Origin of the sequence: Amycolatopsis sp. NPDC051371 (genome assembly GCF_040682155.1) — a bacterium.
Classification (GTDB): Bacteria; Actinomycetota; Actinomycetes; order Mycobacteriales; family Pseudonocardiaceae; genus Amycolatopsis.
The window spans coordinates 39,983-51,602 of sequence record NZ_JBFBAG010000067.1; the positions used below are offsets into that span (position 1 = coordinate 39,983).

Genomic DNA, 11,620 nt, shown 5'->3' on the forward strand with positions numbered 1-11,620 from the left:
ACGGGTGCGCGCGAGGGGCGCCGCTCGGCAAGGTCACGCTCCCGGGGTCCGGACTGGTCCGGCGGGGTGCGTTCACTCGAAGGGAGGAGCCGGGGAGGTGGGCCGGGGCGGGCACTACCCTGTGCGACATGAAGACGGAGACCGTGGCGGCCCGGGGTTCGGGCGCCGTCCGCCGGGTGCTCGAGGCCGAGCTGAAGGCCGCCCGCGCCCGGGGCGCCGAGCACCCCCGCGTCGTCGACGTGGGCGGCGGCAGCGGCGGCTGGGCGGTGCCGTTCGCGGCGGCCGGCTGCCGGGTGACGGTCGTCGAGCCCAGTCCGAACGCCCTGGCCACGCTGCAGCGCCGGGCCGAGGAAGAGGGCGTCTCCGAGCTGATCACGGTCGTCGCGGACGACTCGGACGCGCTGGGCCGGTACGTCGAGGCCGGCTCGGCCGACCTGGTGCTGGCGCACGGGCTGCTGGAGATCGTCGACGACCCGGCCGCGGTGCTCACCGCGCTGGCCACGGCGGTCGCGCCGGGCGGAGCGGTGTCGGTGCTGGTCGCGAACCGGCACGCGGCGGTGCTGCACCGCGCGCTGTCGGGCCGGGTGGGCGAGGCCCAGCAGCTGCTCGAAAGCGCGGACGGGGTCGCCCCGGGCGACACGGTGCTGCGGCGGTTCTCCGCTTCCGGCCTGCGCGCGGACTTGGAGGCCGCGGGCCTGGAAGTCACCTTGCTGCAGGGCGACCGGGTGATCTCCGACCTGGTGCCCGGCGACGTCCGCGAGGACGAGCTGGCGGAGTTCGAGCGGGTGGCGGCGGGGTCGCCGGCGCTGCGGGACATCGCCGGCCGGCTGCACGCCGTCGCGCGGCTCGCCTGACCCTTTCCGGCGGGTTTCGGCCGCGGCGCTCCCGCTGATCCGAAACTGTCGGGGGTGACCGGTAGCGTCCTCGGTCGTGGGGCGAAATGCTGAACTGCCGGGCGGGATGGGCCGGTTCCGCGTCCGGCCGGGGGAACCGGCGCCGGACGACACCGGGTGCGGGATGCTGCACGTCGACATGGACGCGTTCTTCGTGTCGGTCGAGCTGCGCACCCGGCCCGAGCTGGCGGACAAGCCGGTCGTCGTGTCCGGCGGCGGGCCGAGAGCGGTCGTCGCGGCGGCGAACTACCCGGCGCGGAAGTTCGGTGTGCGCTCGGCGATGCCGTTCTCGACGGCGAAGCGGCTGTGCCCGCACCTGATCAACATCCCGCCGACCGGCGGGCTCTACAGCGAAGTCTCCCGCGGCGTGATGGGTATCTTCCGCGAGCTGACGCCGCTGGTCGAACCCCTGAGCCTGGACGAGGCGTTCCTGGACGTCAGCGGAGCGTTGCGGCGCCTGGGCGCGACACCGGCGTCGCTGGGCGCGCAGATCCGCTCGCGGGTCGAGGCCGGGCACGGGATCACCTGCTCGGTGGGCGTCGCGAGGGTCAAGTTCGTCGCGAAGCTGGCGTCGGGGATGGCGAAGCCGGACGGCATGGTCGTGGTGCCCGCGGCGGAGACCCTGGCGTTCCTGCACCCGCTGCCGGTGTCGGCGCTGTGGGGCGTGGGAGCGCGGACGGAGGAACACCTGCGGCGGCTGGGGCTTAGCACGATCGCCGACGTCGCGGCGTTCCCGCCAGAGCGGCTGAAGAAGTCCTTGGGGACGGCGGTGGGGGAGCACCTGTACCGGCTCGCGCACGGCGTCGACGAGCGGTCGGTGGTGGTCGATTCGCCCGAGAAGTCGATCGGCGCGGAGCACACGTTCGACGTCGACCGGCATTCCCGCGCCGAGCTGGGCCTGGAGCTGCTGCGCCTGGCGTCGCGCGTCGGGGCGACGCTGCGAGAGCGGGGAGTGCGCGGCCGGACGGTCTCGATCAAGGTGCGCTTCGCGGATTTCCACACGATCACCCGGGCCCGCACGCTGGGCTCGGCGACCGACGTGGCGCGTGAGATCCACGCGGTGGCGGTGTCGTTGCTCACGGAGCACGCGCCGACGGGGGCGGTGCGGCTGATTGGGGTGCGCGTCGAGGGGCTGGACACGGGGGAGGCGGGGGAGCAGCTGGTGTTCGACTCGCCGGCGCCTCGGTGGCGCGATGCGGAGGTGGCGGCGGACGTGGCGCGGTCGAAGTTCGGGTCGGCGGCGGTGCGGCCGGCGTCGCTGCTGGGGCCGCGGGAGAGCTGACGCGGCTGGGGCCAGAGTTCGCGGGCACCTTCGGGCTTGCGCCGCTCCGCCTGCGCAGGCCTTTGTGGGCGGCCGATCGCGCCGGCGTCCGCCCTGTCGCGGCCGGCGCACCCTCGAACTCGCGCCGCGCTCCCCGCGCCGCCGCCAGCCCTCGGCAAATCGCGCACACTCCGCGTGATCTTCGGCTCGGTCACCTTCCCCCACATCGCCGCACAGGCCGTGAATCGGTCACTTTCGGTGGCGGTGACGGTCCGCAACCCCGCTCGGACAGGATTTAGCCCAATTCGATCCCTTCTGGATGCGGGATCGGGTAGTCGTCCGGGCGCGGGCCTCGTATCCTGGACAGTGCCACCCCGCCTGGGGTTGGCTGTTGGGTCCAGAACGTTGCGCGGCCCGGCGCCCGCGACAGCTGTGCCGGAGGAGGAAAGATGCCACTCTCCGAGCATGAGCAGCGGCTGCTCGATCAAATCGAGCGCGAGCTCTATGCCGAGGACCCCAAGTTCGCATCCACGGTGCGTGGCACCCGGTTGCGTCGCCCCGCTCGCCGACGGCGTATCCAGGGCATCGCCCTGTTCGTAGTGGGCGTGGCCCTGCTGGTGCTGGGCGTGGTGGTGCCGCAGTTCCGGGTGGCCGACATCCCGCTGATCAGCGTGCTCGGGTTCCTCGTGATGTTCTTCGGGGTCATGTTGGCCGTCACATCGATCCGGCACGGCGCCGAGTCGGACGGCAAGGGCGGCGGTGGATCGGGATCTCGCGGAGCCAAGCAGTCAGGCCGCCGGAGCTCCTTCACCCAGCGCATGGAAGAGCGCTTCCGCCAGCGCTTCGAGGAACAGTAGCGCCGCTAGACCACGGAGATCCGCGTCCCGCCAGCCCTGGCAGGACGCGGATCTTCTTGTGTGCTCGACCGGCCCCGCCTGCCCCGCAGCAGCAGTGGTGACAGCGGGTGACGCCCGGACGGGTGACCCACGTGACCAGGAACGTAACTCGCGTGATCGAACCCGGAACTCGCGTGATCAGAGACGTAACTCATGTGATCAGAGACGTCACTCGCGTGATCGAAGAGGCATCTCGCGTGATTGAGGGGGCATCACGCGTGATCGGAAGGGCATCGCGCTGATGCCCCTCCAGACACACGTGATGCCCGCCTGATCACGCGTGATGCCCGCCGGCGCACGCCTCAGTCGCGGTTGCGGAAAAGGGACTTCGGGAACAGACGGCCCTTCCAGGACAGCGGGGCGTTCCGGTGCAGGCTCCGCCGCAGGTGGTCGAACGCCGAAGGGAGCGTCGGGTCGGCGTCGCCGTCCTCGCCGTACCAGGACTTCTCCACCACGCCGATCACCGTGCGCAGACCGTCCCGGCCTTCGTCGTCCAGGTGGTGCTTCGCCGCCAGCTTCTGGCCCGCCACGCGGACCGTGTCGCTCGGCGGGATCGGCAGCCCGCGGTCGGCGCACTCGGCCCGCAGCTCGGACCACGCCGCGTCCGCCGCCCCGGGACGCTGCCCGACGATCTCCTGCAGCCGGCGGCGGCGGCCGACGTCGCGCGCCGCCGACGGGCCCAGCAGCCCGGCCAGCAGCAGCACCACGATCAGGCTGAACCACCAGGCGACCAGCCACGTCAGCACGCCGAGCACCGCCACCCACAGCGCGGCCGCGATCAGCGGCAGCCAGTTCTTGAGCATCGCACCGAGCCCGGCGGCAGCGGGCTCGCGGTCCGGCCGTCCGCGGCGCCCGCCGGCGACCACCAGGACCGTCGCCACCAGCGCCAGCGCGACCAGCGCCACCACGAGCACCCAGAGCCAGGTCGGCGTGCCTTCGTCGGCGGCCTCCTGGCCCTGCGCCTGCGGGTTCTGCTCGGTGTCGCGGGGCGCGCCGGTCGGCGCGGCGCTCGACTGGACCGTGCTCGGCGCCACCTGGGTGTCGTCGGGCTGGTTGCCGTCCTGCGTACCGGCCTGCAGGTACGACGGGGTGATACCGCGGCCGTCGGACAGCGGCGTCGGGTCGAACGTGACCCAGCCCTTGTCGCCGAAGTAGGCCTCGACCCACGCGTGCGCGTCCTGCGTGCTGATCGAGAGGTAGTCGTTGACCTGCGCACCGGGCGTGAACCCGATGGCCACCCGCGACGGGATGCCCGCCACCCGCAGCATCACGGCCATCGCGGACGCGAACTGCTCGCAGAAGCCGCGCTTGCCGTTGAGGATGAAGTCCGCGAGCGCGTCGGCGTCGTTCGCCGGCGCGGTCTTCGTGTCGTAGACGAACCCGTTCTGCGCCGTGAAGTACCGCCAGATCGCCGACGCGCGGTCGAAGTCGTTGGACTCGTTCGCGATCAGCTGCTGCGTCTTCGCGCGGACGCGGTCGTCGACGCGGTCGATCTGGGTGTAGCGCGGCGGCAGGTCGTCGACCCGCGGGGTCACGCGCAGCTCCCCGGCCGTGGGTTCCTTCAGCGACGCGTACTCGGTGTAGGTCGGCGGAACCTCGCTGCGCGTCGTGAACACCGTGCCGCTGACCTGGTCGTAGAGGTAGCCGTTGGCGGCGCCGTCGATCATCCGCGGCGCGCCGTACACCGGCAGCCAGTTGTCGCGCCAGCTCGCCGGCTCGACGTCGATCCGGCGCGCGGCACCGCTGCCGTCGTCGCCCGGCGCGGGCGGCAGCTGCGGCCCGACCGGGACGCCCTGCTGCGAACGGCCTTCGTCGTGCAGGCCCCAGCCCTTGTTGGGGTAGTAGGTGTCCAGCGTCATCGCGCGCAGCAGCCGCCGGTCGGTGCCGAGACCGCGGACCTTGAACAGCTCGCGGTTGGCCCCCTGGTCGAGCATGCCGCGCAGCTCGGTGAACGGCTGGATGCCGAACCCGCCGGAGCCCGCGCCGGGGCCGTCGCCGCCGTTGCCGAACGGGATCCGCCCGACCGTGCCGACCCAGCTGATCGCGCCGCCGAACAGGCCGAGCACGATCGCCGCGGCCACCACCGCGACCGGCGCGGACAGCACGGCCGGCTTGCCGCTGCGCCCGGGTGCTTCCCGGGTGCGCCAGCGCCGGTGCCGGTGGTTGCCGTCGACCGCCAGCAGGCCCGCGAACGCTGCGCCGCCGAGCAGGAACGTCCACCACGGCAGCATTTCCTCGCTCAGCGCGGCCGGCACGGCGTAGACGCAGAGCAGCACGAGCCCGGTCGCGGCCGGGGCCGCGGCGGCCACCGTCAGCGTGTCGACGAGGACGGCGACCAGGCCGACCAGGATCGTCACCAGGCACAGGATCGGCTGGCTGCCTTCGACCGGCGGCAGCCCGACGCGGATCTGTTCGGCGGCGGCCGAGAGCGTGCTCCCGATCTCGCCGAACGCCTCCGGGCCGGGGATGACCTGCAGGATCCCGTGCGTGGTGAACGCGCCGGTGATCAGGAAGAGCAGCACGAGCAGCTGACCGAGGCCGACCAGCACGGTCGGCACCTGCAGCGAGCGCAGCGCCAGGCCGGTCGCGGCGATCAGCAGCACCGCGACGAACAGGTAGCCGAACCAGGCCAGGCCCGACACGACGCTCGTCACCGACGTCGCCGCGCAGAGGGTCGCGATCCCGGCGGCGGACGGCGCGAGCAGGCTGCCGCGCCAGGCCGACAGGGGGTGCTGGGAAGAGGGGCGCTTCGCCGGACGCGGCGGGGCCTCGGTGCTCATCGCGGACCGCCGATCGGGGACGGGCTCGTCGCGAGCAGCCGGGCGGAGTGCAGGTGCGGCGTGGTCGCGGTCATCGCGGACCGCCGATCAGCGTGCCGCGGCGGGCGCCGCTGCGGCACAGCTCGGCCCACACCTGCGGCATCGGCGAGCCGGGACCGGCTATCACCACGCCCCAGCCGGACGCGCGCAGCAGCGCGGCCGAGTCCTCGGTGGCGGCGGCCCGCTGTTCGGGCGCGCTCACCCCGGCCGACCACGTGGGCGTGTCGAGCAGGACGGCGAGGCTGCGGATGCCGCGCGGGCGGAACTGGGCCAGCTCGTGCACGGCCTCCGTGCTGACCGTGCCGAGCACGGCGATCAGCTCCTGGCCGTCGGCCGGGTCGCTGGCCAGCGTGATGTCGCGCTGGTGCGCGGGCTGCAGCGCGGCGAGGGCGTCGAGCACGACGTGGTCGTAGTGGTCGCCGCCGTCGCCGGGGGTGTCGGCGAGCGTGGCGCCGTGCTCGCTGACCAGCCGGACGCGGTGCCCGGCCCGGCGCAGGTGCAGCGCGGCCGAAGCGGCGAAGGACACGGCCCACTCGAGGCTTGCGGCCGGGCCGCTGCCGTGGTGGGCCGCGGCGCGGTGGTCGAGCAGCACCGTGGTGCCGCCGCGCCACGGCCGTTCCTCGACGCGCACCATGATCTCGTCGCGGCGGGCGGTCGAGCGCCAGTGGACCTTCCGCAGGTCGTCGCCCTGGCGGTACTGGCGGACGATGACGTCGGCCTCGCCCTGCCCGGCGTGCAGCCGGACCGTGCCGTCGTCGCCGACGCCGATGCCCGCGCCACTCGGCAGGCCCCACAGCGGGACCACCCGGGGCACGACGACCAGCCGTGAGTGCCCGATCAGCTCGCGCTCGAACTCGCACAGCCCGAACGGGTCGGTGATGGTCGCGCGCAGCGGCCCGACCTGCTGGATCCCGCGCAGCACCGGCTGCAGCGGGTAGCGCAGCGCGACGCGCCGGTCGTGCGGGAGGCGTTCGACGACGAACCGCGGCCGCGAGCCCAGCGCGTACGGCACGCCGTCCTCGAGCAGGATCTCGCCGGCCGGCAGCCGCCCGCTGCGCCACAGCTCCAGCTGGACTTCGCCGGCGCCGCCCACCGCGACCCGCTGGGGGCGCAGCGCGCGGGTGGCGCCGATGCGCAGCCGGGTCGCCGAGATGAACACGGCGACCAGCAGCGGGAGCGCCACCACGAAGACGGCGACCCGCAGCAGGTCGCGTTCGTTGAGCACGAACGAGCACACCGCGGCCGCCAGCCCCGCGGCCAGCAGGCAGCGGCCGCGGGTGGTCAGGCCGGACAGGGCACGCAGCACGTCGTTCTCTCCGTTCGCCGGTGCGACTGTGAAGTTTGTGCCAATCCGACCACAGTCACGGCCGGATGGCTTTTGCGGCGACGGATACGTGCCGCTCCGGGTCCGGCCTACTTTTGGGCCGGATTGGCACTGGGCCGGGAGCCCTGCGGCACCGGCACCCGGTGCAGCACCGCCCGCACGACGTCGGTCGCCGACCGGCGCGCAGCGTGGGCCTCGGTGGTCAGCACCAGGCGGTGCGCCAGCACCGGCACCGCGATCGTGTGCAGGTCGTCGGGCACGACGTAGTCGCGGCCCGACAGCGCCGCCTGCGCCCGCGCCGCGCGGACGAGGTGCAGCGTCGCGCGCGGGGACGCGCCGAGCCGGATCTCCGGGACCTGGCGGGTCGCCGAGACGACGTCGACGGCGTAGCGGCGGACCTCCGGCGCCATGTGCACCCCGCGGACCGTCTCGATCAGCCGGTGCACGGTCTCGCCGTCGGACACCGGCTGCAGGTCGTCCATCGGGTTGTGCCCGGCGTGCTCGTCGACCATGGCCAGCTCGGCCTGCTGGTCGGGGTAGCCGATGGAGACCCGCGCGGTGAACCGGTCGCGCTGGGCTTCGGGCAGCGCGTAGGTGCCTTCCATCTCGATCGGGTTCTGGGTGGCGATCACCATGAACGGCTCGTCGAGGTGGTAGGTCGAGGTGTCGACGGTGACCTGGTGCTCTTCCATGCACTCCAGCAGCGCCGACTGCGTCTTCGGCGAGGCGCGGTTGATCTCGTCGCCCACCACGATGTTCGCGAACACCGGGCCGGGGCGGAACTCGAACCCGCCGCTCTGCCGGTTGTAGATGGAGACACCGGTGACGTCGCTGGGCAGCAGGTCCGGGGTGAACTGGATGCGGCTGACCGTGCAGTCGATCGACCGGGCGAGGGCCTTGGCCAGCGACGTCTTCCCGACGCCGGGCACGTCCTCGACCAGCAGGTGGCCTTCGGCGAGCAGCGTGACCAGCGCGATCCGGATGACGTCGGGCTTGCCGACCAGCACCCGCTCGACGTTCGCCGCGATCCGCCGTGCGGCCTCGTGCAGTTCGTCCAGCGACACTCTGGCCGGGCGCGCGGCGGCGGCCCGCCCGTTGCCCGAGGACTCCGCCGGATAAGGCGGCCGCCCGGATGCCTGCTCGCCCGATCCGGGCGTCGCAGACTGGATTCTCGACGTCACTCGACCTCCTGGTGGCGCATGGCCGCGCGCACTGTGCGCACCGCCGGGCCGAACGGCCCCCATCGCTGCTGTCCGCGCGCAGCGACCAGCCTTCCATCCAGTGTGTCAAACCCGGGCGAACCTGGGGGCGGAACCCCGTGAAGCCCGGGGGATCACGCCCGGCACGTCGGTCGATGACACTGCGCAAGCAGGGACGATACCCCGAATGGGTGTGTTGTCACCCGATTCTGGGTGCTCCCGCTGACACCCTGCTCTGTCGTATGCTGCGATGCGAGGTCGCCCGGCTACGGAGAGGCGTAACCGCCCATGAGCGAGGTGAGAGCGCAGCCACCGTTCGACGTCCGCGGTTTCGCGGTCGCGCCCGAGCTGGCCACGGACGCCTACGCGAAGCTGGGTGCCCTGCAGGACGTCGTCGGCGAGATGGTCCGCGAGGCCAAGGTGCTCGGCCGGAGCGTCCCCCTCGGCGGCGGGTACGCCGGGGAGATCGGCAAGTTCATGGCCGAGTACGGCATCGGCGGGCAAGGCTCGGCCGTCCGGCAGCTGACCGCGTTCGGCAAGGAGCTCGAGACCCTCAAGCACCGGATCGGCCAGGCGCTGGCGAAGTACCAGCACGCCGACGAGACCGCCGCGGACGGGGTGGACTGCTCGGGTGGCTGATCGGATGCGATTGCTGTGGGTACCGGCCCTCCTCGTGCTGGTCGCCGGGTGCGGGCAGCAGCCGAACACCCAGCCGGCCGCCGCCGGTCACGCCTCGGCGCACGCCACCGCGACGGTCGAACAGCCGCCCGTCGTCGCTTGGACCGGTCTCGCCGCGATCGACCCCTGCGCGCTGCTCGGCCCCCAGGATCGCTCGACCGCCGGGGTGAGCGTGCTCGGCAAGCCCAAGGAGATCGCCGGCGCCCGCGCGTGCGATTGGACCGTGCCCGGCACCTTCGGCGTCACCGTGACCCTCAGCGAAACCGACGGCCTGGCCGACCTCGAGGTCGCGAAGAAGACGGCGACCAAGACCAAGGTCGGCGCGCACCCCGCGTTGCAGGTGGCGGACAAGAAAGCCGCCGACGGCACCTGCGCCGTGCTGCTCGGGGTGGGTGACACGGCCAGCGTCCAGATCGACGTCAGCAACACCGGCTTCTCGGACACCCCGCTCGCGTGCCGCCGCGCGGGCACGGTGGCCGGGCTGGTCGAGCCCAAGCTGCCCTGAATCCGAGAAGGTGCCCCGTGACCGAACCCCCAGTGCCCACCGCGAGGTACGAGGCCTACAGCCACGAGGCGATGGCCGCGGAGGTCGAGCGGGACAACGACCCGGTCGCCGCGGGCGAGGCGGGCGCGCGCTGGGAGGGGCTGGCGAGACGGCTGCACGAGTCGACCGCCGACCTCGCCGCCCTGGTCGCGTCTTCGGAAGAGAACTGGCGCGGCCAGGCGGGCGACGCGGCGCGCGCGGCGGTGGGCCGGGCCGCGCGGTGGCTCTCGCACTCCGCCGCCGTCTCGGCTTCGGTCGGCAGTGCGGTCGGCGCGCAGGCGGACGCGGCCGCGCGGGCCCGCGCCGACATGCCGCCGCCGGTGACGTACGACCCGGCGTCGATGATCCGCGACGCCGCGTCGTCCGGGAACGTGCTCGTGCTGGCCGGGCTGGCCGACGAGATGGCGGCCCGCCGCGCCGAGGCGGAAGCCGCGCGGCAGAAGGCGATCGACGTCATGCGGACCCGCGACGCGGCCCTGCGCGGCCACGTGCCCGCGGAGTCGTTCGCGGACCCGCCCACGCTGGGGCCGGCTTGATCCGCGTCTCCGCGTCGGCGTTCGACATCCTCTGGACCGACCTCGGCCACGACCGTCCGCCGGAGCCGCTGACCGTGCGCAGCGTCGGCGGGACCGACGAGGAACGCGCCGAGGTGCGCAAGGCGGTGTACGAGAACCTCGCCGAGCGCGGCCTCTACGACGGTTCGGCGCTGGAGCCCGCGCTGGCCTCGCGCTTGGAGCTCCTGGCGGGCGGCGAGGTGTTCGTGGCGTGCGAAGCGCTGGTGGACATGACGGCGCCGGCACCGTTCCGCGCGGTGACGGCGACCCGCGGCCGCCGCGGCGTGCTGGCGACCCAGCCGGAGCAGACGATCGGCCTGGACTCGATCCGCTCGACCGAGCTCTGCACGGCGATCCTCGACGTGTTGCCGGAGCTGACGGCCGGGCCCGGCTACGGCGTCAACTTGGCGGCGTCGGCGCTTTCGGGCTATTCGGACTCGGCTTCGACATCCGCCCAGCAGCAGGAGGTCCTGGCGATCCAGGCCCGCCCGGTGTACGCGGCGGGGCTGTTCAGCGTCAGCCGGCGGACGGCGTCGGGCCGGGTTTCGCGCATGGGGGGGCTGACGTGGTTCGACACCGACGTCGGGGCGTACTGCGCGATGAAGACCTCGGGCCGGGGTGGGCAGGAGTGGGTGAGCGTGGCACCGGTCGACAGCGCGCGTCTCGCTGCGCGAGTCGCATCCCTCCTCACCCCCGAAGACTGACCCCCCGGCTTCCAGTTGTCTTGAATGAGTCATTCAGGACCTCCGAAGACCTGAATGAGTCATTCAGGACGCGAGCCGGACCGGGGGACGGGGGCGGATCGCCGCGGCGCGGTAGGCGGCGGCCAACTCGGCGACGACCGCGGCCGGTTCCGTGCGGAGCCGGCTGGGCACCGTTTGCACCACGGCGACACCGGCCGCGGCGTACCGGTTGTTCCGGGCGAGTGTCGCCGCATAACCGGGCTGTCCGAAGTGGAATTCGTAGGAGTCGATCTCCCAAGCCAGAGCGACGTCGTCCCACCACGCGTCCGGGGTGGCGACGTAGCAGCCTCGCTCGTCGCGCAGTTCGAAGTTCCAGACCGGCTGGGGCAGGCCCGAGCGGCGGAGCAAAGCCACGGCTTCGGCTTCGGCGGCCGACCGCGCGCCCCGGGTGATTTCCCGGAGTGCCGCCCGGGGGAGGGCGCTGCCCCGGGTGGTCCCGTTCTCCAGCTCAGCCGACAGCTCCGCCGGGTCGATCTTCAGTTGCTGGACCGCTTCGGCCAGCAACGCCCGGACCGCTCCACGCTCGGACAGCCGACGACATTCGTCGAGCACGGAGCGGGTTACGGGGGCCAGGGGCAGGCCGTCGACCGGGACCGCGGCGGGCATCCGGGTCGCGCCGATGTCCTCGCTCGCCACCACCGAAGCCGGGTCGATGCCCGCCGCGGCCAAGGCCTCTTCCGTGCGCACCCGGGCGAGTCTGCCACTAGCC

Annotated in this window: 11 protein-coding genes; 7 read left to right on the plus strand and 4 right to left on the minus strand. The window is 73.3% G+C overall.

What is annotated here, in order from left to right:
• The first annotated feature begins 128 nt into the window (after positions 1–128).
• The 3 genes from AB0M59_RS48260 to AB0M59_RS48270 all read left to right on the plus strand — a co-directional run bounded on the left by AB0M59_RS48260 (position 129) and on the right by AB0M59_RS48270 (position 3,011).
• Positions 129–854: a methyltransferase domain-containing protein gene (locus AB0M59_RS48260; RefSeq protein WP_364629364.1), complete on the plus strand. Its 726-nt coding sequence runs from the start codon at positions 129–131 to the stop codon at positions 852–854.
• 106 nt (positions 855–960) lie between these two features.
• Complete coding sequence (gene dinB / locus AB0M59_RS48265) at positions 961–2,175, plus strand: DNA polymerase IV (RefSeq protein WP_364629397.1); 1,215 nt, start codon at positions 961–963, stop codon at positions 2,173–2,175.
• Between the two features lie 428 nt (positions 2,176–2,603).
• Complete coding sequence (locus AB0M59_RS48270; protein ID WP_364629366.1) at positions 2,604–3,011, plus strand: DUF3040 domain-containing protein; 408 nt, start codon at positions 2,604–2,606, stop codon at positions 3,009–3,011.
• A 341-nt stretch (positions 3,012–3,352) separates the two neighbouring features.
• On the opposite strand, the gene AB0M59_RS48275 is transcribed toward AB0M59_RS48270, so the two are convergent.
• From AB0M59_RS48275 to AB0M59_RS48285, 3 genes are all read right to left on the minus strand, one after another.
• Positions 3,353–5,830: a DUF3488 and transglutaminase-like domain-containing protein gene (locus AB0M59_RS48275; protein ID WP_364629369.1), complete on the minus strand. Its 2,478-nt coding sequence runs from the start codon at positions 5,828–5,830 to the stop codon at positions 3,353–3,355.
• 70 nt (positions 5,831–5,900) lie between these two features.
• Positions 5,901–7,175 (minus strand): DUF58 domain-containing protein, encoded by a 1,275-nt coding sequence (locus AB0M59_RS48280; protein ID WP_364629372.1) that lies wholly within the window; start codon positions 7,173–7,175, stop codon positions 5,901–5,903.
• Positions 7,176–7,282: 107 nt separating this feature from the next.
• Complete coding sequence (locus AB0M59_RS48285; RefSeq protein ID WP_364629374.1) at positions 7,283–8,374, minus strand: MoxR family ATPase; 1,092 nt, start codon at positions 8,372–8,374, stop codon at positions 7,283–7,285.
• 306 nt (positions 8,375–8,680) lie between these two features.
• On the opposite strand from AB0M59_RS48285, the gene AB0M59_RS48290 reads away from it, so the two are divergent.
• Genes AB0M59_RS48290 through AB0M59_RS48305 form a run of 4 tightly spaced genes read left to right on the plus strand, consistent with a single transcriptional unit; the run spans position 8,681 to position 10,872 of the window.
• Entirely contained in the window at positions 8,681–9,031 is a 351-nt protein-coding gene (locus AB0M59_RS48290) for a hypothetical protein (protein WP_364629377.1), read from the plus strand.
• On the plus strand, positions 9,024–9,575 hold the full coding sequence (locus tag AB0M59_RS48295) for a DUF3558 domain-containing protein (RefSeq protein ID WP_364629380.1): 552 nt from the start codon (positions 9,024–9,026) through the stop codon (positions 9,573–9,575). Before AB0M59_RS48290 ends, AB0M59_RS48295 begins: the two co-directional genes overlap by 8 nt.
• Before the next feature lie 17 nt (positions 9,576–9,592).
• Positions 9,593–10,150, plus strand: a complete 558-nt coding sequence (locus tag AB0M59_RS48300) for a PPE domain-containing protein (RefSeq protein ID WP_364629383.1) — start codon at positions 9,593–9,595, stop codon at positions 10,148–10,150.
• Positions 10,147–10,872, plus strand: a complete 726-nt coding sequence (locus AB0M59_RS48305; protein ID WP_364629385.1) for an ESX secretion-associated protein EspG — start codon at positions 10,147–10,149, stop codon at positions 10,870–10,872. The genes AB0M59_RS48300 and AB0M59_RS48305 overlap by 4 nt, the downstream gene beginning before the upstream one ends.
• Before the next feature lie 63 nt (positions 10,873–10,935).
• Here the strand turns inward: AB0M59_RS48305 and AB0M59_RS48310 are convergent.
• A partial coding sequence (locus tag AB0M59_RS48310) for a hypothetical protein (RefSeq protein ID WP_364629388.1) occupies positions 10,936–11,620 on the minus strand: 685 nt, incomplete at its 5' end.